Origin of the sequence: Klebsiella terrigena (assembly GCF_006539725.1) — a bacterium.
Lineage (GTDB): Bacteria > Pseudomonadota > Gammaproteobacteria > Enterobacterales > Enterobacteriaceae > Klebsiella > Klebsiella terrigena.
Window position 1 is genome coordinate 59,443 of record NZ_BJNO01000021.1, and the last position, 20,381, is coordinate 79,823.

The following is a 20,381-nucleotide window of genomic DNA, read 5'->3' on the forward strand; positions in this document are numbered from 1 at the left end:
GGGTACGCACTATGGCAACGACAATGAAAATACCGTCTCGCGAGTTGTGGTCTTATTTCGGCTATGGTTTAGGTCAGTGTTTTAGTTTTGGTTTAGTGGGCTCGTTTATTAACTATTTTTATACCGATGTACTGGGAATATCGGCGCTGGCGGCGAGTACGATTTTCCTTATCGCACGCGCGTGGGATGCGGTTCACGACCCGCTGTTCGCCAGCATTATGGATACCATTAACAGCCGCTTTGGCAAGTTTCGTCATTTCCTGCTGATTGCGCCGCTGTTAATTACCGGGGTCACGCTGCTGGCGTTTTATAAAATCGAAGCCGATATGACCACCATGATTATCTACGCCGGGGTGACCTATATACTGTGGGGCACGCTGTACGCGATATCGGATATTCCCTTCTGGTCGATGTCCTCGGTGATGACCAACGACTCCGGTCAGCGCACCCGCGCGGTGACGGCGGCAATGCTCGGCGTTAATGCCGGTATCGCCTGCGCCAACATCTTCTTCCCCAAACTTGCGGCCTTCTTTGCCCAGTACAGCAACGATAAGGGCTATTTTATGGCGGCGCTGGTGATGATGATGGTCGGCCTGCCGCTGATGCTTAACGGCTTTTTCCAGATTAAAGAGCGCGTGCAGGCTGGCCCGGAAAAGGTCACCATGCGCGATACCTTCCATAATCTGCGGCAAAATAAGCCGCTATTTATCGTCCTGCTGTCGTTCTTTTTCTGCGTATTCCACAACGTCGCGGGCGGGATTTACATCTATTTCTTTATCTACAATATGGGCGACGGCGGGCTGCAGATGGCGATCGGTATTATGGGGATTGTCGCCGCGGTGCTGTGCCTCGTCGCCCCGATGCTGACGCGCAGAATGCAGAAGCGAAAGCTGTTTATGATCCTCTGCGGGCTGGATATTGCGGTGCGGGTGGTGATGTGGTTCGTTGGCTATCAGCACGCGGCGCTGCTCTTTATTCTGCTGGGCCTCAGCACGCTGTTTATCATGATGAGCAATATCCTGACCTCATCGATGATTGCCGACACCATTGAATACGCCGAATATCACACCAACAAGCGCTGTGCGGCCATCACCTTCTCCGGACAAACGTTTACCGGAAAAATGTCGGTGGCCGTCGGCGGAGGCTTAATTGGCGTATTTCTGACCCTGATAGGCTACGTGCCGCAGGCGGCCAGCCAGAGCGAGAGCGTGCTGAACGGGCTGTTCTTCGGTATCTGCCTGCTGCCCGCATTTGGCTCGCTGATCAGGATGGGCTGTATGTCGCGCTATACCTTTACGGAAGAAAAGCATGCGGAGATTTGCGCGTTACTGGCGGATCGCCGACAGGCTGCACCTCAGGAAAACGATGATCAGGAAAACCTGAAGCAGCCGCTGCCAATAAACTAATTACGCCAATAAAATATACCTTCTGGTGAATCGCAGAGTATATCCCTGTGCGGAGAAGTCTCCTCCGGAGAAATAGACCGGCAGACCCGAACGCCTCTGAGCCTACGCCACCGGCGGGCGCAGAAACCGGGGTTCGGTCGCACGAATAATATTACTTCTGTCGTTAATAACCCGTCCGCGACGATGGGCGGGTTATTATTTTAATTATCGTTATGCTTTATTCATAAATCCTAAAAAATAAACTCTATTTAATTAAATAATAAAAGGCTCTACCGATGAATAAATTCTGGGTCGGCTGTTTTTTGACGTCTTTACTTACCCCTGTAGTCAATGCGCAGGCGTCGTTATCCCTTGAGGAGCGCCTGGCACAAATGGAACAACGGCTGAAGGCGACCGAGCATCGGGCGGCCAGCGCGGAGGCGGAGATCGCCGCATTAAAACGTCAGGATACGCCAGCGCCGGTCGCCAGCGCCGGGCCGGCTAAACCCGCGTTACAGCTTAATGATTATGGCGATATAAAATTCTACGGCGACGTCGAGTTTAATATGGACGGCGCCAGTCGCACCGGTAGCCTGACCTCGATAAAAACCAGCGCCAATAAAAACTGGGCTCCGGGAGATAAAGAGCGCTGGGATATTAACGGACGAATTCTTCTGGGCTTTGATGGATTGCGGAAAGGCGCTAACGGTAAATACGCCGGGTTTAGCGTACAGCCGCTGGCGGATATGAATGGCAAAATGAATCTTGATGACGCGGCGTTTTTCTTTGGTCAGGAGAATGACTGGAAAATTAAAATCGGTCGCTTCGAAGCCTACGATATGTTCCCGCTTAATCAGGATACGTTTATTGAATATTCCGGCAACACGGCCAACGACCTGTACAGCGACGGCTACGGCTATATCTACATGATGAAAGAAGGGCGCGGGCGCAGCAGCAGCGGCGGTAACTTCCTGCTCAGTAAAACCCTCGATAACTGGTATTTTGAGGTCAATACGCTGGTGGAGGACGGCAGCACGCTGTTTGTTGACCAGAGCTATCACGGCAACGCGCTGGATAACCAGAAAAACGTCGCCTACGTGCGTCCGGTAGTGGCGTGGCGTTCCGGCGCGTGGTCGGTGGCGGCGGCGCTGGAGAGCAACCTCGTCAATAACGCCTACGGCTATCAGGACTCACGTGGCCGCTGGGTCGACCAGTCGAGCCGTACCGGCTACGGTATGACCCTAAGCTGGAATACGCAGAAGGCCGACCCGCAGGATGGGGCGGTGGTCAATTTGAGCAGCGCCTATCTGGATGCGGCGGACGAAAAGGACTTCAGCGCCGGTATTAATGCGCTATGGCAACGCGTGGAGCTTGGCTATATCTATGCGCACAACAAAATCGACCAGTTCAATCTGTCCGGCGTGAGCGCGGAGTGCGACGGCGACTGCGCGATTCTGGCGCCGGGACGCTATGACATCCACACCCTTCACACCTCGTGGCAGCTGCCGAATATCATGGATATGCCGAACTTTAATATCTACCTCGGGGCCTACGCATCGTGGCTGGACTCGTCGGCAGCCAAAACCGGCAATACCGATGAACGCTACGGCGCGCGGGTGCGTTTCAAATACTTCTTCTGATGGGCAAAGGGCGCGCGTTGTGGAATGCGCCGTCCCGGCTGACCCAAACCCCGCTTCGGCGGGGTTTTTTAGTACCTCAGCGCCTTACTGCGCCGCCGGGACGTCGCCCGTCTTGAGCGGAATCTCCTCGCGTTGGGCGTCGGCGGTGGCCTTCTGCTTGCGCGTCATCTCATCGACGATCAGCCGATAGGCGATGTAGTACTTATAGATATTGCTGACATAGGTGACGGTCTCGGAGCCGATTTTCTCCGCGGCCAGGTACTCCACGTTGCCAAACCAGATATTAGGGTCAAAGCCGCGCTTTTTGGTTTCAACCCGCAGGCGGGCGATTCTCGCCGGTCCGGCATTGTAGGAGGCGAAGGAGAACAGCGCCTTATCGAGCTGGGTCATCGGCTCGTCGCCGTAGTACTGGTCTATCATCCAGCGCATATATTTCACCCCGGCGTGGATGTTGGGATCGAGCTTGCTGATATCCCCGACCTTCAGCTCCTTACCGGTGCGTGGCATAACCTGCATCACGCCTATCGCCCCGACGTGGCTGCGCACCGACTGATTGAGGCGCGACTCCTGATAGCCCTGGGCCGCCATCAGCAGCCAGTCAACGTCATAGCGATCGCCGTACTTACGGAAGATCTCCACCATCGCTAAAAATTTCTGCCGCTCCTTTTGCGCCGCCGCATTTTTGACATATTTAGCGTCTTTCAGGTAGCGCAGCAGGATGGTATTCCCCAGCCTGCTGCCCTGGCTATTCGTCTTCGCAAACTGATTAAGCGAAGCGAGCAGCTGGGGGCTATCTTTGCGCACCGCCCAGGCGATGCTGCCATCGTCGCGCAGGACGATATTCTGGTGTACCTCGATTTTAGGGAACACCTGTTTCCAGAACAGCGCCTTATGGCGATCGACAACGGTCAGGGGGATAAGGCCGGCGTTGAGCATCTCAATCAGGTCCTCATCCTCAAGCGATTCCGGGGCGGCATCAATGATCACCGGCTGGCGCGACTCTTTGATAAAGCGCGCGTTGAGCGCGACCAGACTCTGGTAATAGCTTGAAGAGCGGCGCACGAACACCGTCTTGCCTGAAAGCTGGTCGATGTCAGCGACCGCGGGAGAACCCGGCCCGGAAAGCAGCAGCTCCTGAACGCGGGTATAAATCGGCGCGCTGAAGGCGACCTGCTGCTGGCGCTCAGGGGTGATGGTGAGGTTCGCGGCGACGATATCTCCCTTACCGGCATTGAGCGCCTCGATCAGCTGGTCGCGCGCCACCGGAACGAAAACGATCCGTACCTTGAGGTGACGGTGCCGGAGCTTTTTCTCCTTCATCAGCTGACGATTCAGGTCGCGCTCGTACTCCATGAAAATGTCGTGGGTGGCACCGCGCTGGGTGCCCTTATCGATAAAGAAAAAGGTTTTGCTGTAGGTGGTCAAAACCCGGATGGTCCGCCGGTCGAGCATGCCGGAAAGATCCCCCTGCCAGGGTTTTAGCATCTCTTCGGTATTGACCTCCAGGGTTTCCCGTGGCTCGGGCGCCGGCGGTTTTTTCTCAGCGGAAGCGGCATAAACGAAGCCAACAAACAGCATCGCGAGGAGGCAGGTAGACCAGGCGATAAATAATCGCGGCAAACAGAGGATGTTCATGGCGCGGCGCTCCGCAGGGACATCCTTTTATTTTAGTCAACTCTGCCGGGTTAGCGTGTCGGCCAGGCGCCTGGACTGTGGTTTTATGCCGCTGAAATTTTACGGAACTGGCTGGGCGTGACCGAATAGTATTTTTTAAAGGTCCGGTTAAATGCGCTGATATCCTCATAGCCGGCCATAATGCAGATATCGACGATGCGAAAGGCCGGTTTTATCTGCAGCAAATCCCGGCACAGCAGCATCCGCTGCCGCCTGATGAATTCCATCGGTGACATCTGGAAGTATTGCTGGAAGAGGCGAAACAGGTGCCACTCTGAATAGCCGGAAAAAACGCTTAGCGCATTGACGGTAAGTTTTTTCTCAAGATTATTTTTTATCCAGCGCACCAGTTCGTGCAGCACGGCCTGTTGGATCCCATTTTTACGCTGATTCATGCCGGTTCCAGAACGATGGCGCCCGTCGCTTCATGGCGCGGGCAGAGGGTGACGTCACGGCCAGGTCGCCGCCCGGCATGGCTCTCTGCCGGGCCTCGGTGTCCAGCGCCGCCGCGGGAAAATGCCTTACCGTCCCTGGCAAGGCGCCACTACTTTGCTTTTGGATATCGCAATCGGCTTTCGATGATGCTCCCATAAGCCTCTGCGACCATATCCTGTCATTTTGAGGAAAATATGAAGAATCTGGATTAATATCCCTGATGATATATTTTGCGCATACGTGATGGTCGCTCTGCATAATTTTTTCAATATCTCTTCATTTTATCTGCGGTATTTTAAGCTAACTTTTGCGTGTTCCTGGTCAACCCCAGAGAGCATCATTCCTAACAAGATCTTTCCCCCTTTCAACCAATGCGAAAGGGGGCTTTTTGTTTTTTGATTCATTGAAAGTGCGCTATATATTACTGCCTGACCCTCTCAGACCGAAAAAATAGGTGTGAGTTCCGCTAATAAATTTATTTATTTACGGTTCTTTAAGATCCATTTTTTCTCCATTGTTTCACCATAATTAAGTGCAATTCTGCGCCTCGCTTAGGTTAATCCCAGCAGACGCCTGCTATTTCTAAATCTCTTTTAAATAAAACGCCCATGCTAAAGAAAACAAATATCATTGCCGGATTATTGATTTCACCCTTAACGCTTTATGCCGCGACTTCGTACACTATTGATGATATTCGCTTTGAGGGCCTGCAGCGCGTTACCGTAGGAGCGGCACTGTTGAACATGCCCGTTCACCCGGGAGAAGAGGTCTCGAACGACGATATCAGCGACGCGATACGCGGCCTGTACGCCAGCGGCAACTTTGAGAACGTGCAGATCCTGCGCGATGGCCGTGCGCTGGTGGTGCAGGTTAAAGAGCGCCCGACCATTGCCAGTATCAGCTTCGCCGGCAATAAATCGGTGAAGGACGAGATGTTGAAAGAGAACCTCACCGCCAGCGGCGTTGATGCGGGTAGCGCGCTGGATCGTAACGCCCTCAGTGAAATAGAAAAGGGGTTGCAGGATTTCTATTACAGCGTCGGGAAATATAGCGCCACGGTCCATGCGGTGGTGACACCGCTGCCGCGCAACCGCGTGGATTTAAAATTTGTCTTTCAGGAAGGGAAGTCGGCAACCATTGCCCAGATTAATATTATTGGCAATAAAGCGTTTAGCGAAGAAACGCTGCTCGACCAGCTTCAGCTACGCGATCGGGTTCCGTGGTGGAACGTTATCGGTGATAAAAAATATCAAAAGCAAAAAATGGCGGCGGATCTTGAAACGCTGCGCAGCTATTATCTCGATCGTGGCTATGCGCGTTTTGCCATTAATTCCAGCCAGGTCAGTATTACCCCGGATAAAAAATCGCTCTATCTTACAATTGACCTTGCAGAGGGAGAACGCTACAAGGTCAGCCGCACCGTGGTGACGGGTGAGATGGCCACGCATGGCCAGGAAATTGAGGCGCTGGCCCAGCCGCTGTCCGGCAGGTGGTATAGCGGAGCCGAGATTACCGCCGTCGAAAACGCGATTAAAAAGCGCTTCGGTAAATATGGTTATGCCTGGCCGCAGGTGGCGACGCACGCCGACATTGACGATCGGCAGAAAAGCGTCACGCTGCGTATTAGCGTCGATGCCGGGCGCCGCTACTCCGTACGCCAGATTCGTTTTATCGGCAACGATACCTCGCGCGATGCCGTTTTACGCCGCGAAATGCGGCAAATGGAGGGCGCGTGGCTCAACGATGAAAAGGTGCAGCAGGGAAAAGAGCGTCTTGACCGCACGGGCTATTTCGAGAGCGTTGATAAAGAGATAACCCCGGTTGCCGGCAGCCAGGACCAGGTTGACGTCGTCTATAAGGTGAAAGAGCGCAATACCGGCTCATTTAACGTTGGCCTGGGCTTTGGTACCGATAGCGGCGTCAGCTACCAGCTGGGAGTGACCCAGGATAACTGGCTGGGCACCGGCAACAGCGTCAGCTTTAACGGCACTCGCAATAGCTATCAGTCCTACGTTGAGCTCGGCGCGACTAACCCCTATTTCACCGTCGACGGCGTGAGCCTCGGCGGCAAGATTTTCTATAACAGCTATGACGCCTCCGATGCCGACTCCGGCAGCTACAACCAGCAAAGCTACGGCCTTGGCAGCAATCTCGGCTTCCCGATTAGCGAAAATAATTCGCTGAATCTGGGCGTTGATTATGTCCATAACCGCCTGACCAATATGGATCCTGAGCTCACGACCTGGAATTACCTTAACTCGCGGGGAATTTATCCGCAGGTGGTGACCAAAGATGGCGACAGCGGGGCGGAATACAGCGCCAACGATTTTTTTGTCAGCCTCGGATGGAGCTATAACGATCTCGATCGCGGGTTTTTCCCCCGCTCCGGCAATAAAAGCAGCCTGAGCGGCAAAGTGACCGTCCCGGGATCGGATAACCGCTATTACAAGCTGACCCTCGATAGCACCCAGTATGTGCCGCTAAATGAAAACCAAAGCTGGGTATGGATGGAGCATCTGAAAGCGGGCTATGCCGGCGGCCTGCAGGGGAGAACGGTGCCCTTTTACGATAATTTCTACGCCGGCGGATCGTCATCGGTGCGCGGCTTCTCCTCAAATACCATCGGCCCGAAGGCGGCCTACTATCGCTGTAATGGCTCTGAAAGCAGCTATAGCGGCTGCCCGCTGGAGAGCTCTTCCGACGCGGTTGGAGGAAATGCGATGGCGGTGCTGAACAGCGAGTTTATTATTCCTACGCCGTTTATTAGCGACAAATATGCCGACAGTTTGCGGACCTCGCTCTTTGTCGATGCCGGCACGGTATGGAGCACCTCGTGGCAGAATAACGCCCAAACCTTGGCGGCGGGGATCCCGGACTATAGCGATCCGCTGCATATCCGAATGTCGGCGGGGATAGCGGTACAGTGGATGTCGCCGCTGGGGCCGCTGGTCTTCTCCTGGGCTGAGCCCTTTAAAAAGTACGATGGCGATAAGGCCGAGCAGTTCCAGTTTAATATCGGCAAAACCTGGTAAGCGGGGGGCCAGGAACCGCGCTACTACCGTCGCGCCGCCGCGTGAGAGATGACGCTCTGATGGCTATCATTCACGCGGCGGCGGCGAGGCCTTTCTACTCCCATTACCCCCGGCGGCGAGCTGCCCGCCAGGGAAAAATACGCGCATAGACGGCAAAATAGTCTATTTTGCCGTTATGTCGTTGTTTAATCTGAATTCCATGGCGATACTTTTTTGTAAAGTTATTTAGGCTTATTTTATGGTTTTCTGACTTTACATATAAATATGTATTTCCAGCATCCATATCTACGTATTAAATATTATGGTGATTACTTATAAATAGCTAGATCGATTGTAAGCAATGGCCGTCGCATATCACATTATTGCGCTGAGGACTTGCGATTGATTATAATATTTGCTATTTCTGAATTCATGATTGCTGGCCAGGGATACAAGGATGAAACATGAAATGGACGGTGCTTAATACAATCATATGCCCGCATTCTGGCGTCGCATTCTCCAGTATCTGCGGACTGCGTTTTTTAAAGTTTATCGTCTGGTATGAAGCGGATATTCTGTTGATTCCCGGTGAGTCAATGAAGCTGTACTCATCTAAAGTTCTGATAAATAATAAATATCATTTCTTTAAGGTTTACAATATTGCGACCTACAGCGATACGCAGTGGGAGTCGCTGAGAGAGCGGCCATCCTGCCCTCATGACTTTAGCGCAACCACCGCAGAGGGGTGCTGCTACCAGCCGCACTGCGTCATTAAGCGATGCCCTGGTAGCTATCATCGCCACGCCTTATGCTAAACCAGCGGCGATTAAGAACGGGTATTTTCACAGACAAAGTAGGGCGTGTTTGTCGACATAAATACCCACGAATCTGGCTTTATTTTTATTATCTTAATAATAAAGTTATCTTCTTTGCTAATTTCAGTAAAGAACGGTGGGAGAATATCATCGAACTTTTCAGAGAATGCCGGTGAGCTGGCTCGCATGTTGGAATTATTATTTTTAAAAATATAGATGTCGCTCTTGTTTTTAGTATAGGAAAAATATTTGCGAATGCTGATGTTATCCTGAGTATTTCCGGAGTTGCCGGTAAAGGTCATCAGGCCATTGCCATTTTTAGTGAAAAAGGTGACTGAAAACGAGAAGGTTTCGTCGCCACTGATAATCGAAAAGGCTGACGTACAGTTAATACTATCATCCTCTTCGCGGAAGTGAGTGTAATATACAGCACCGACGATGATAAGAATAATGATGATGAGGGTTATTGTTTTCTTCATTTTATATGCCGAGATTGTCTTTTATTTTAAGTAGTAGGAGGAGGTACAGAATGATTTCTTGCTTGATTTGATCGGATAGCGACAAACGATCAGCGACGTTCTGCTCGATGGATAGTGGTTGGTAATATATACCGTTTGGCCATCGGAACAGCTGATGTGCTTCTCCAGCATAAAGTTAATAAAAAATTCATCAAATCTTAAATCATCATTACGAAACACCTTGCAGGTACCGGGAGTAGCCAGCTCGGTATAAGAAGAGAAAGGCGTGCTGGTCTGTGGAAAATAATAAACATAGACCAACAGAACGATCGCCAGCAGGCTGGCGATACCTGCAACTCTACAGGTTCCTTTTTCACTGTCAGTGAATCTGAGGCCGGAAAGTATCCGCGGGATGAACGGGTCTTCGTTCACCGGCGGCGACGCCGATAGGTTATCCCGCGGCGGTTCCGGATCTGGCTGCTGCGGTTCGATACTTTCTACTGCCGGAGGTTGCTGTGGGTTATTAACCTTTTCCTCAACATTCGGCCCACTATCGTTTTCGGGCCCCGGGTCGCTTTCAATATTCCGGGCCAAAATGGTGGTGTCATCGGCAATCATAAATCCCCGTTTCGGGATTGTTTGAATTATGCTGCCGTTAACGTGCAGGCGATTTAATGATTTACGCAACAGAGAGATATTTTGGTGTAGGGTATTTGGCGTAACGTTCATCCCTCTTTCTCCCCAGGCGTTATGCAACAGCTCTGCCTGGGTGACTATTCTGCCCTGGTTTTTAATTAATAAAATAAAGCAAAGGCTTGCTGGTATTGCCAGAGTGATACGCTCATTGCTTTCTATAGAATGGAGAGTATGCGCCGTAGGATTGAACCTGAGCGTGTTCTCGATAACGTAAATAGTGTCCATATATCGTGTCTTATCGTGAGAATAGTTACCGCTGCTGAAATTTATCTAAGATTTGATATTGAGATACTAGCATTAAAGCTTACTTCCGGCATTCATTCATAACTAAGAATTATCTTAATCCAATAAGATGTTTGTTATAAAAAGTCTATTGTTTGTTAATTTTATGGTATTTATATCATTAATTTCAGTGAGTTATGTTTTTACATAAAATCAACAAATGTGATTTCTTTACGCTTCATAACTTTATGAGTAATAAAATATGAGCACTGCGATTATTATTGCTGCAACAAAATGTTACGGCCGTAACGTAACAAGATTAATAAAAGGATGTGGTTGTCCTGCGATAACAATGTTAATGAATGGCAGGGGCGTATCAGACTGTTGTTACGTACCGGTCATAATCAGTAACGAAGGCGTCGTGGAGGTGTTTTTTCCGGACCGGTGGCCCAATGGAATAAAGGTTGGTTATTATGGCGGTACTGATTGTAACTGATAATTATTTCTTTATACAAGGCCTGAGCCATATGGCCGATGACTTCTGTTATATCGGTTGCGCCGGCAGTTTTGATAGCGAGTTGGCCCGTAGGCAATGTGCGGTGCTGAGTGCTGACGACTATGTGATTATCCATTTTGCACATTTAGATCATATATTATGTTTCTACCGATACTATCTTTCTCACAGCCTGGCGAAAGTTATTGTCGCCCCGGATGCAAAGTTTGTTAGCGACGTGTCGGACATTAATGATATTTATTTTCTCTCGGCCAATGCCAGCGTCAAGGCGGTTGAGAATATGTTTAAACTTAAGAAATATAAAATCAGGAAACGAAGCCTGACTCCGCGCGAAGAGAAAATAATGTCATTAATGATTATCGGTAATTTAATTAATGACATTTCACAAACGCTCGGCTTAAGTATTAAGACGGTCAGTTTGCATAAAAGCAATACCAGCAATAAGGTTGGTTTGCTTAATAATAACAATATCACGATGCTGGCCCTGATGCGTTTTATTCTGCCGGCATCAAAAAACGGCCTGCGGCTTATTTGATCTGCCGCGGAAGCGCATTGTATCGATTTATTCAGGCATTTGTTTTTAAGGACTCAGGGTTCTTAAGGGCGATCATTCCATAAAGAACTATGGAACAGTACGGGCCATAAAAAGCCTCTTATCTTTATCAGGTGATAAATATGAAATTGAAAATGTTGGCAGCAGCTCTGATGACTACTCTCTGTGTTGGCGCTGTTCAGGCCGCTGATGTTACGGCTCAGGCAGTAGCGACCTGGTCAGCAACCGCTAAAAAAGATACCACCAGCAAGCTGGTCGTCACTCCGCTGGGCAGCCTGGCGTTCCAGTACGCTGAAGGGATCAAAGGCTTTAACTCGCAGAAAGGCCTGTTTGATGTGGCGATTGAAGGCGATGCGACCGCAACGGCCTTTAAACTGACTTCCCGTCTGATCACTAATACCCTGACTCAGCTGGATACCTCTGGCTCTACGCTGAGCGTTGGCGTTGATTACAACGGCGAGTCCGTAGAAAAATCGGCGGACACCACCATGATCGATACCGCTAACGGCAAGCTGGGCGGCAACCTCAGCGCGCTGGCTAACGGCTATAACCAGGCCGGCCGTACGACCGCTCAGGATGGTTTCAACTTCACTATCGTTAGCGGCACCACCGACGGCACCACGGCTGTAACGGATTACAGCACGCTGCCGGAAGGGATCTGGAGCGGCGACGTCAGCGTACAGTTCGACGCGACCTGGACCAGCTGATTTCCCTGTAGCACAAAGCAGGGGGCTTCCCCTGCTTTCTTTCACGGATTGAATTCCCATGAAAAACCACATTCTGGCTATTGGCCTCTGTTTCTGCGCCATCATGCCTGCCCGGGCGCTGGACGTTGGCGATATCTCCTCGTTTATGAACAGCGACAGCAGCGTGCTCAGCAAAGAGATAAAAAATACCACCGACAGTGGACGCCTGATCAATATCCATATGGAGCGCCTCTCCTCGCCGCTCGATGGCGGTAACGTCATTGCGATGGAGAGCCAGGACGAAGTTTTGCTCACGCCAGCCAGCCTGCTGCTGCCGGCGAAGAGCAGCGATGTTATTCGCTTTTTCTACAAAGGCCCGACGGATGACAAAGAGCGCTATTACCGCATCGTCTGGTTCGATCAGGCGCTAAGCGACGCCCAGCGCAATGGCGCAGCCCGCAGCGCGGTGGCGACGGCATCCGCCCGTATTGGCACCATTTTGGTCGTGGCGCCCCGCAAGGTGAACTACCGCTATCAGTACGCCAACGGCACGCTGGTGAACAGCGGAAACGCCACGCTGCGCATTCTCGCCTACGGCCCATGCCTCAAGGCGGCGGATGGCAAAGAGTGTAAAGAAAATTATTACCTCATGCCCGGTAAAGAGCGCCGATTCACGCGCGTCAACGTTGCCGATAAAAAAGGACGGGTCGCGCTCTGGCAGGGCGAGCAGTTTGTTCCCGTAAAATAACAATTGTGCTGACGGGATAAGGTTATGCCGCGACTACGGATTTCCCCGGAGCTGAAAGCGCTCCTGGCCTACGGTATGGTTATTTTTTCTGTTCCGCTCAGCGTCAGCGCGGCGCCGGAACAGATACCGCAAATCGGCGGCGTAATTATTCCCCAGGCGTTTAGCCAGGCCCTGCAGGACGGGATGAGCATCCCGCTCTTTATTCATCTGGAAGGCAGTACGGGAAACGGGGACGATCAGCGCCTCGGCAGCGCCTTTATCTGGCTGGATGGCGGCGTGCTGCGCGTGCGCCAGATCCGCCTGGAGGAGAGCGATAATAATGCCACCGTGAGCGCCCAAACCCGGCAGACGCTCACCGCCCTGGCGAACGAATCCTTCGACAGCGACCTGCGCATTAAGATCTCCGCCGACGCGCAGCTGCAGCTCAGCCTGCGCCAGCTTCTGCTCCAGCTGGTAGTGAAAAAAGAGGCCCTGGGCACCGTACTGCGATCGCGCAGCGAAGATATCGGCCAGTCCAGCGTTAACGCCCTCAGCAGCACCCTGAACTATAACCTCGGCGTCTATAACAATCAGATGCGCAACGCGGGGAACAGCACCTCCAGCTATCTGTCGATGAACAGCGTTACCTCCCTGCGCGAGCATCACCTGGTGCTCGACGGCTCGCTCTACGGCGCCGGAACCAGCAATCAGGACAGCGAGCTCTATAAGGCGATGTACGAGCGTGACTTCGCCGGTCACCGCTTTGCGGGCGGAATGCTCGATACGTGGAACCTGCAGTCCCTCGGACCGATGACCGCCATTTCAGCAGGCAAAATTTACGGCGCCTCCTGGGGCAACCAGGCCAGTTCGACGGTCTTTGATAACTCCCAGTCGGCGACGCCGATTATCGCGTTCCTGCCTTCCGCCGGTGAAGTGCATCTGTCGCGCGATGGCCGCCTGCTGAGCGTGCAGAACTTCATGATGGGCAACCATGAGGTTGATACCCGCGGCCTGCCGTACGGCATTTACGACGTGAATGTTGAAGTTGTCGTCAACGGCCGGGTGGTGAGCAAGCGCACCCAGCGGGTGAACAAGCTGTTCACCCGGGGACGCGGCGCCGGCGCGCCTTTGGCCTGGCAGGTCTGGGGCGGAAGCTTCCATATGGACCGCTGGTCAGAGGGCGGCAAAAAGACGCTGCCCGCCAAAGAGAGCTGGCTGGCCGGGGCTTCGGCAACGGGCTCGCTGGGCGCCTTCAGCTGGGCCGCCACCGGCTACGGCTACGATAACAACGCCGTCGGCGAGACCCGGCTGACCCTGCCGCTGACGCAATCTATCAACGTGAACCTGCAAAACATGCTGGCCAGCGACAGCTCGTGGAGCAGCATCGGCAGCGTCAGCGCCACGCTGCCCGGCGGCTTTAGCTCGGTCTGGGTCAACCAGGAAAAGACCATAATCGGCGACAGGCTGCGGCGCAGCGACGCCGATAACCGGGCGATTGGCGGGACGTTGAACCTCAGCCCTCTGTGGTCAAAGCTGGGCACTTTCAGCATCAGCTATAACGACGATCGCCGCTATAGCAGCCACTACTACACCGCGGATTACTATCAGACCCTCTACAGCAACGCCTACGGTTCGCTGGGCCTGCGCGCCGGGATCCAGCGCTTTAACAACGGCGACAGCAGCGCCAGCACCGGGAAATATATCGCGCTCGACTTTTCTCTGCCGCTCGGCAACTGGTTTAGCGCCGGGATGACCCACCAGAACGGCTACACCATGGCCAACCTGGCGGCGCGCAAGCAGTTTGAGGAAGGGAGCACCATTCGCACCGTCGGCGCCAATATCTCCCGGGCCATCTCCGGCGACACCGGGGATGACAAAACCCTGAGCGGCGGCGCCTATGCCCAGTTCGATACCCGTTACTCCAGCGGGACGCTGAACGTTAACAGCGGCACCGACGGCTACGTGAATACCAACCTGACCGCTAACGGCAGCGTGGGCTGGCAGGGTAAAAATATTGCCGCCAGCGGGCGTACCGACGGGAACGCCGGGGTGATTTTTAATACCGGTCTTGAAGATGACGGCAAGCTCAGCGCCAGGGTAAACGGCCGGGTATTCCAGCTCTCGGGCAAACGCAGCTATCTGCCGCTCTCGCCCTACAGCCGCTACGAAGTCGAGCTGCAGAACAGCAAGAACTCGATCGACAGCTACGACATCGTCAGCAGCCGCAAAAGCCGTCTCACCCTCTATCCGGGCAACGTGGCGGTGATCGAGCCGGAAGTGAAGCAGATGGTGACCGTCTCCGGGCGTATTCGCGCCGAAGACGGCACGCTGCTGGCCAATGCGCACATTAATAACCACATCGGGCGTACCCGCACCGATGACAAAGGCGAGTTTGTGATGGATGTAGATAAAAAATTCCCGACCATCGACTTCAGCTACGGCAACAACCAACGCTGCGAAGTGGAGCTTGAGATTAACAAAGCGCGTGGGGCGGTATGGGTCGGCGATGTGACCTGTAACGGCTTGAAAACCTACGCCAGCAACCTGCCAACGGGAGAGAATTATGAAGGCTAAATGGGGTGCGCTATTGGCGATTGTGCTCGCCCTGGGCGCAATGACGCGGGCCTCTGCGGCGGTGAGCAAAACGAACTGGGCCGACGCGGCGGCGATGCAGTATGTGTTTGTGGAAAACAACTCTGACGATAACTACTTCGTTACCCCTGGCGGCGCGCTCGACCCGCGCCTGACCGGCGGCAGCCGCTGGACCGGGCTGAAGTATACCGGTACCGGCACTATCTATCAGCAGAGCCTGGGCTATATCGATAACGGCTACAACACGATACTGAACGCCAACTGGCAGTTCGACATGTGGCTGGAGAACTCGCCGGTATCCAACCCGCTGAGCGGCCTGCGCTGTATAAACTGGTACGTTGGCTGCGATATGGCAACCAGCCTGATTCAGGCACCGGCGCTGGATGCGAGCGGTTTCTACGGCGCGACGGTAACCTCAGGCGGGACTAAATGGATGCACGGGATGCTATCCGACGCCTTCTACCTGTATCTCCAGCAGATGCCGGTAGGCGGCAGCTTCTCGATGACCATCAACGGCTGTCAGACTTCCGTTAAGTACGATGCCAGCAGCGGGGCGCGCTGTAAGGATCAGGCTTCGGGGAGCTGGTATACCCGCAAGGTCACCCATACCAAGGGCGCCAACCTAAGGCTGCTCAATACCCACTCCCTTACCGAAGTGTTTATCAATACCGACGGGGTGCCGACCCTCGGCGAGGGGAGCTCCAACTGCCATGCCCAAACCATCGGCCCCCGCTCCGGCCTGAGCTGCAAAATGGTTAACTATGCGCTGGAAACCAACGGCCTGAGCAATACATCGATCCATGTTTTCCCCGCCATCAGCAATTCGTCTCTGGTCTCCGCGGTGGGCATCTATGATATGCAGTTCAGCCTCAACGGCAATACGTGGAAGCCAGTAAGCGGCATCTCCTACTACTACAATTTCAATGAGATGAAGTCCTCTGACTCCATTTACATCTTCTTTTCGAATAACTTCTTTAAGCAGATGGTTGCGCTGGGGATCAGCGATATTAATACCAAAGATTTGTTTAACTTCCGCTTCCAGAACATTACGTCGCCGGAGTCCGGCTGGTATGAGTTTTCCACCTCCAACTCGCTGATTATCAAGCCGCGTGATTTCAGCATCAGCATTATTTCCGATGAGTACACCAGCGCGCCGAGCCGCGAGGGCTACGTCGGCCAGGGCAAGCCTTCGCTGGATTTTGGCTATATCGTCACCACCAGCGGCAGGACCGCCGCCGATGAGGTGCTGATCAAAGTTAACGGCCCGGCGCAGACCATCGACGGGCGTTCATACTGCATCTTCAGCTCCGCGGACAATACGACGAAAGTCCCTTTCCCGGCGACGCTGACCTTCACGACGCAAAGCGGCGGTAACAAAACCTACGATGCCGGCTGCGACGATAGCTGGCGCGACATGACCGATGCGCTGTGGATGAGCACGCCGTGGAACGACGCCTCCGGCGATCCGGGAGTGATGAATAAAACCACGGTCAGGTTCTCCATCCCGATGAATGACGCGATCTCGCTGAAAACGATCGACGATGACGGCTGGTTCGGTGAGGTGAGCGCTTCAGGTGAAATTCGGGTCCAGGCGACGTGGCGAAATGTTAACTAATACAATACGCCTGATGGCGTGGCTGCTGGCCCTCTGCCTGCCGGCGGTCGGAGAGGCCATATCGGTCGGTAACCTGACCTTCTCGCTGGGGGCGGAGGAGAGTTTTGCCGCCAAGCGGGTGCTGAATAATAACAAGAGCGCGCGCCTGTATCAGGTCTCGGTGGTCGGCATCGACCGTCCGGGTGGGAAAGAGGTTCGCTCCCGCCCGGAGGACGGCGAGCTGCTCTTTGCGCCGCGCCAGCTGACCCTGCAGGCGGGGGAGGGGGAATATTTTAAGTTCTACTATCACGGGCCTCAGGACAACCGCGAGCGCTACTATCGGGTCTCGTTTCGTGAAATCCCCACCCGCAACCGCGTCGAGCGCAATACCGCCGGGGCGGCGGTGAGCATCGACCCGGTGGTGGTGGTGGAGACTATCCTGGCGGTGCGTCCGCGTCAGGTCGATTTTAAATGGGCCTTTGACCGCCAGGCGGGCACCGTCAGCAACAGCGGCAACACCTGGTTTAAGCTGCTGATTAAGCCCGGATGCGGGGCAACGGAAGAGGACGGCGACGCCTGGTACCTACGCCCAGGCGACGTGGTGCGCCAGGCCGCGCTGCGCCAACCTGGCGACAAGTACATAATTTACAACGATCAATTTATCAAAATATCCAACGACTGCCCGTCGCCATCGGCGGGCGGTTAGCTCTCCGTCAGGGCCATCAGGCGCGACTGAACCTCAGGGCAGCCGGCCAGCACCAGGTTACCGCTGAGCAGGCTGTCGTTGGCCAGAAAGTCGCTGCTGCTCCCGCCCGCTTCGACGATCAGCAGGATACCCGCCAGCGCATCCCAGCTGTTCATATGCGCCTCATAGTAGGCGTGCACCTGGCCGGCGGCGACGTGGGCCAGCATCAGCGCCCCGGCGCCAAAGCGACGGTACTCCATACCGGCGTCAATCACCCGCTCAAGCATGCGGGCGTAGTTTGCGGCAGGCGCCCGGCTGGAGCGCCCCATGCCTATCACCACCGTTTCCGGGTCCGGCTCGCGCAGCGTCAGGCGCTTATCGTTGAGAAATGCGCCTTCGCCGCGGCGGGCAAAGAAAAACTCGTTGCGATCCGGGGCGTAGATAATTCCCAGCTCCAGCGCGCCCTGGCTGACCCAGGCCAGAGAAATACACCAGTAATCCATGCCCAGAATATAGTTGGTGGTGCCGTCGATAGGATCAATGACCCAGGTTCCCTGCTTCCCGGCCCGCAGGCCGCTCTCTTCGCCGAGAAAACCGTCCTCCGGGCGATGGGCCTCCAGCCAGGCCTTGATCTCTTGCTCGACAAAAACGTCGGCCTGGGAAACAAAATCCTGGCGCGCTTTTTTATCCACCTGCAGTCCCGCATCGCGCAGCTCCTGCGCGCGCGTACCCAACTGGCGAATCAATCTGCATAGCGACTGCTGCTGTTCTTCGGTCATAGCCTGGCTCTTATGTGGTTGATGGCGACGTGCGCCGGTGAATTAAATCGACCTTCACCCACGTGGTGCGTGAAGGCTGGAGCGGATCGCTGGCCCTCTCCAGCAGGCGGGTGAGCGCCTGGCGGGAGATCTCCGCCACGTCCTGATGCAGAGTGGTGAGCCGGTAGCTGTACTGCGCCGTTTGCGGCGTGTTATCAAACCCGATGAGCTGAAAATCCGCCGGGGCCTCTTTGCCACGCTGGCGCATGCCGTCAAGAAAGCCGCAGGCCAGCTGCGCGTTGGCGCAAAAAATCCCCTCCAGCGCATCGTCGGCGTCGGCGGCGGCCTGCAGCCCGCCCTCATAGCCTTCGAGGGTGGCAAACAGCGGCTGAAGATTGCGCCGCGTATCCACCCCAAGCTCGGTGAGCGCCTGATAAAACGCTTCCCCGCGCATTTGTCCGGCCCAGGTCGAGTGGCGATGGTTTAGCCAGCCAAAGCGGCGGCAGCCGGCGGTTACCAGCTGCTTCGCGGCCAGCGCCGCCCCGGCTGCATTGTCCGAGCAGACGTAATCGACGCCGGGAATATTGGGCTGGCGATTAATGCCGACGACCGGAATTTGCTGCTGGGCGAACTCGTAGACCAGCGATTCAGGCGGCTGGCCGGAGGTGACGATCGCCCCGGACACGCGAAACTGCGCGAAGCGGCGAAGGGTCTGGGCCAGATCCTGCTCGCTGCGGATCTCGCTGACCAGCGCCTGAAAATCGCGGCGCTGGATCTCGCTCAGCAGCCCGTCGAGCAGGCTGCTGCGAAACGGATCGTTGATGCGGGAAACGATCACCCCGATCAGGTGGCTGCGCCGGCGGTTAAGCCCCTGGGCGAGAAAGTTGACCTGATAGCCCAGCTCTTCTGCGGCGCGCAGCACCCGCTCGCGGGCGGCGGGCGAGATGCTGCCGTTATTGCTCAGCGCGCGGGAAACGACCGCGCGCGAGACCCCGGCGCGGCGGGCAACGTCCTCGGCGGTAATGCTCTGTTTTCGGGGGAGTGCGCTCATGCCGGGCTTTCCTCGCCGCTGCGCGGTGGCTGATGAAGATCGTATTGTAAGCCGTCCTGGCTGACGAACAACCCGTCCCACGGCCGGCAGGCTACCCGCAGCGCCGGCAGGATCGCGTCGTAGCAGTGATAGAGCCCCATGGCGGGCAGCGCCAGCCTTTGAAACAGCGCCAGGCAGGCCGGGAAATCGCCGTGGGAGGCGTCGTCGCTCAGGGCGGTGAGCGAGGCGCACTCCTGGAACGCCAGATCGGCTCCCGCCATCAGCGCGATCGACTGCGCCGTCGGCCGGCCGTCGCCGCTGTAGAACAGGCTTTTGCCGGCAAAGGTGAGGCGAATAGCGCGGTTGCTGAGCTCGTGCTGAGTTTCGGCGGTGCGGATCTGCCAGTCGTGCCAGGTCCACGCCGGGGTGACGTCGCGCCACTCAATCGCAAAGCACAGCGCGGTGTCCGGCCAGTTTGCCAGCTGCGCCAGCTGCATCAGCACCGGACGCTGCTGCGGCTGGCTGTAGATAATCAGCGGCTTGTGGCGGGAAAAGCTTTTCCAGTAGTTGAGCAGCGCCGTCAGGCCGGTACAGTGATCCGGATGGACGTGGGTGAAGTAAATGGCATCGATATCGTTAATATCGCCCCCGCGCTGCCACAGGGCGCGCGGGATGGTGGGGCCGCAATCAATCAGCCACTGGCGATTGTTATTATCAATCACGCGCAGCGCAGAGGTATTTTGGCTCTCTGAGAAGGCGCTGCCGCAGCCGAGAACGTCTATTTTCATTTACCCTCGCTAAAAAATTTTCGCACTTAATTAAATTGTCACAAATACCCGACAAAGTAGGCTCACATCATGTCGAGTCAAGGTTGCATTTTTTTTACAGCTAAATGAACACGTGTTC

The 20,381-nt window shown here is 54.7% G+C and carries 17 protein-coding genes; 10 read left to right on the plus strand and 7 right to left on the minus strand.

Features of this window, described 5'->3' with window-relative positions:
• The first annotated feature begins 11 nt into the window (after positions 1–11).
• Both RTE01_RS20370 and RTE01_RS20375 read left to right on the plus strand, forming a co-directional pair.
• The gene (locus RTE01_RS20370) at positions 12–1,406 is read left to right on the plus strand and encodes an MFS transporter (RefSeq protein WP_041143609.1); all 1,395 of its coding nucleotides are present in this window, start codon (positions 12–14) and stop codon (positions 1,404–1,406) included.
• 275 nt (positions 1,407–1,681) lie between these two features.
• Positions 1,682–3,025: a carbohydrate porin gene (locus tag RTE01_RS20375; protein WP_134525123.1), complete on the plus strand. Its 1,344-nt coding sequence runs from the start codon at positions 1,682–1,684 to the stop codon at positions 3,023–3,025.
• 84 nt (positions 3,026–3,109) lie between these two features.
• Here the strand turns inward: RTE01_RS20375 and RTE01_RS20380 are convergent, their stop codons facing one another.
• Together RTE01_RS20380 and RTE01_RS20385 are read right to left on the minus strand one after the other, a co-directional pair.
• Entirely contained in the window at positions 3,110–4,660 is a 1,551-nt protein-coding gene (locus RTE01_RS20380) for an MltF family protein (protein WP_134525124.1), read from the minus strand.
• 83 nt (positions 4,661–4,743) lie between these two features.
• Positions 4,744–5,094, minus strand: a complete 351-nt coding sequence (locus RTE01_RS20385) for a helix-turn-helix transcriptional regulator (RefSeq protein WP_115193780.1) — start codon at positions 5,092–5,094, stop codon at positions 4,744–4,746.
• Positions 5,095–5,742: 648 nt separating this feature from the next.
• Between RTE01_RS20385 and bamA the strand changes: the two genes are divergently transcribed.
• Both bamA and iraM read left to right on the plus strand, forming a co-directional pair.
• On the plus strand, positions 5,743–8,166 hold the full coding sequence (gene bamA, locus RTE01_RS20390; protein WP_141335311.1) for an outer membrane protein assembly factor BamA: 2,424 nt from the start codon (positions 5,743–5,745) through the stop codon (positions 8,164–8,166).
• A gap of 443 nt (positions 8,167–8,609) precedes the next feature.
• Positions 8,610–8,960: an anti-adapter protein IraM gene (gene iraM, locus RTE01_RS20395; RefSeq protein ID WP_123552937.1), complete on the plus strand. Its 351-nt coding sequence runs from the start codon at positions 8,610–8,612 to the stop codon at positions 8,958–8,960.
• A gap of 11 nt (positions 8,961–8,971) precedes the next feature.
• On the opposite strand, the gene RTE01_RS26460 is transcribed toward iraM, so the two are convergent.
• Positions 8,972–9,439 carry a hypothetical protein gene (locus RTE01_RS26460; protein ID WP_227503269.1) on the minus strand — a complete coding sequence of 156 codons (468 nt, stop codon included), beginning with the start codon at positions 9,437–9,439 and terminating at the stop codon, positions 8,972–8,974.
• Between the two features lie 21 nt (positions 9,440–9,460).
• On the minus strand, positions 9,461–10,339 hold the full coding sequence (locus tag RTE01_RS20405) for a winged helix-turn-helix domain-containing protein (RefSeq protein ID WP_141335313.1): 879 nt from the start codon (positions 10,337–10,339) through the stop codon (positions 9,461–9,463).
• A gap of 470 nt (positions 10,340–10,809) precedes the next feature.
• On the opposite strand from RTE01_RS20405, the gene RTE01_RS20410 reads away from it, so the two are divergent.
• The 6 genes from RTE01_RS20410 (at position 10,810) to RTE01_RS20435 (ending at position 17,708) form a co-directional block, all read left to right on the plus strand.
• Complete coding sequence (locus RTE01_RS20410; protein ID WP_134525126.1) at positions 10,810–11,385, plus strand: helix-turn-helix transcriptional regulator; 576 nt, start codon at positions 10,810–10,812, stop codon at positions 11,383–11,385.
• A gap of 140 nt (positions 11,386–11,525) precedes the next feature.
• On the plus strand, positions 11,526–12,110 hold the full coding sequence (gene ecpA, locus RTE01_RS20415) for a common pilus major fimbrillin subunit EcpA (RefSeq protein ID WP_041143616.1): 585 nt from the start codon (positions 11,526–11,528) through the stop codon (positions 12,108–12,110).
• A 58-nt stretch (positions 12,111–12,168) separates the two neighbouring features.
• Positions 12,169–12,837, plus strand: coding sequence for an EcpB family pilus assembly chaperone (locus tag RTE01_RS20420; RefSeq protein WP_041143617.1), 669 nt, complete (start codon positions 12,169–12,171; stop codon positions 12,835–12,837).
• Between the two features lie 24 nt (positions 12,838–12,861).
• Entirely contained in the window at positions 12,862–15,390 is a 2,529-nt protein-coding gene (locus tag RTE01_RS20425; RefSeq protein WP_123552935.1) for a CS1-pili formation C-terminal domain-containing protein, read from the plus strand.
• Between the two features lie 40 nt (positions 15,391–15,430).
• Positions 15,431–17,023, plus strand: coding sequence for a fimbrial adhesin EcpD (gene ecpD / locus RTE01_RS20430; RefSeq protein ID WP_255313548.1), 1,593 nt, complete (start codon positions 15,431–15,433; stop codon positions 17,021–17,023).
• Positions 17,013–17,708, plus strand: coding sequence for a fimbria/pilus periplasmic chaperone (locus RTE01_RS20435; protein ID WP_134525127.1), 696 nt, complete (start codon positions 17,013–17,015; stop codon positions 17,706–17,708). The genes ecpD and RTE01_RS20435 overlap by 11 nt, the downstream gene beginning before the upstream one ends.
• Here the strand turns inward: RTE01_RS20435 and RTE01_RS20440 are convergent.
• Genes RTE01_RS20440 through RTE01_RS20450 form a run of 3 tightly spaced genes read right to left on the minus strand, consistent with a single transcriptional unit; the run spans position 17,705 to position 20,263 of the window.
• Positions 17,705–18,466: an inositol monophosphatase family protein gene (locus tag RTE01_RS20440; RefSeq protein ID WP_134525128.1), complete on the minus strand. Its 762-nt coding sequence runs from the start codon at positions 18,464–18,466 to the stop codon at positions 17,705–17,707. The two genes, RTE01_RS20435 and RTE01_RS20440, sit on opposite strands and share 4 nt — an antisense overlap.
• Before the next feature lie 10 nt (positions 18,467–18,476).
• A complete protein-coding gene (locus RTE01_RS20445; RefSeq protein WP_134525129.1) occupies positions 18,477–19,496 on the minus strand; it encodes a LacI family DNA-binding transcriptional regulator in 1,020 nt (339 codons plus the stop codon).
• Positions 19,493–20,263 carry an MBL fold metallo-hydrolase gene (locus tag RTE01_RS20450; protein ID WP_134525130.1) on the minus strand — a complete coding sequence of 257 codons (771 nt, stop codon included), beginning with the start codon at positions 20,261–20,263 and terminating at the stop codon, positions 19,493–19,495. Before RTE01_RS20450 ends, RTE01_RS20445 begins: the two co-directional genes overlap by 4 nt.
• Positions 20,264–20,381 lie beyond the last annotated feature (118 nt).

Excerpts from the sequence above, each read along its gene's own strand:
- RTE01_RS20405 (WP_141335313.1), bottom strand. The coding sequence starts at position 10,339 with ATGGACACTATTTACGTTATCGAGAACACGCTCAGGTTCAATCCTACG.
- RTE01_RS20450 (WP_134525130.1), bottom strand. The coding sequence starts at position 20,263 with ATGAAAATAGACGTTCTCGGCTGCGGCAGCGCCTTCTCAGAGAGCCAA.
- RTE01_RS20370 (WP_041143609.1), top strand. The coding sequence starts at position 12 with ATGGCAACGACAATGAAAATACCGTCTCGCGAGTTGTGGTCTTATTTC.
- RTE01_RS26460 (WP_227503269.1), bottom strand. The coding sequence starts at position 9,439 with ATGAAGAAAACAATAACCCTCATCATCATTATTCTTATCATCGTCGGT.
- ecpA (WP_041143616.1), top strand. The coding sequence starts at position 11,526 with ATGAAATTGAAAATGTTGGCAGCAGCTCTGATGACTACTCTCTGTGTT.
- RTE01_RS20445 (WP_134525129.1), bottom strand. The coding sequence starts at position 19,496 with ATGAGCGCACTCCCCCGAAAACAGAGCATTACCGCCGAGGACGTTGCC.
- iraM (WP_123552937.1), top strand. The coding sequence starts at position 8,610 with ATGAAATGGACGGTGCTTAATACAATCATATGCCCGCATTCTGGCGTC.
- RTE01_RS20380 (WP_134525124.1), bottom strand. The coding sequence starts at position 4,660 with ATGAACATCCTCTGTTTGCCGCGATTATTTATCGCCTGGTCTACCTGC.
- ecpD (WP_255313548.1), top strand. The coding sequence starts at position 15,431 with ATGACGCGGGCCTCTGCGGCGGTGAGCAAAACGAACTGGGCCGACGCG.
- RTE01_RS20435 (WP_134525127.1), top strand. The coding sequence starts at position 17,013 with ATGTTAACTAATACAATACGCCTGATGGCGTGGCTGCTGGCCCTCTGC.
- RTE01_RS20420 (WP_041143617.1), top strand. The coding sequence starts at position 12,169 with ATGAAAAACCACATTCTGGCTATTGGCCTCTGTTTCTGCGCCATCATG.
- RTE01_RS20425 (WP_123552935.1), top strand. The coding sequence starts at position 12,862 with ATGCCGCGACTACGGATTTCCCCGGAGCTGAAAGCGCTCCTGGCCTAC.
- RTE01_RS20410 (WP_134525126.1), top strand. The coding sequence starts at position 10,810 with ATGGCGGTACTGATTGTAACTGATAATTATTTCTTTATACAAGGCCTG.
- bamA (WP_141335311.1), top strand. The coding sequence starts at position 5,743 with ATGCTAAAGAAAACAAATATCATTGCCGGATTATTGATTTCACCCTTA.
- RTE01_RS20440 (WP_134525128.1), bottom strand. The coding sequence starts at position 18,466 with ATGACCGAAGAACAGCAGCAGTCGCTATGCAGATTGATTCGCCAGTTG.
- RTE01_RS20385 (WP_115193780.1), bottom strand. The coding sequence starts at position 5,094 with ATGAATCAGCGTAAAAATGGGATCCAACAGGCCGTGCTGCACGAACTG.
- RTE01_RS20375 (WP_134525123.1), top strand. The coding sequence starts at position 1,682 with ATGAATAAATTCTGGGTCGGCTGTTTTTTGACGTCTTTACTTACCCCT.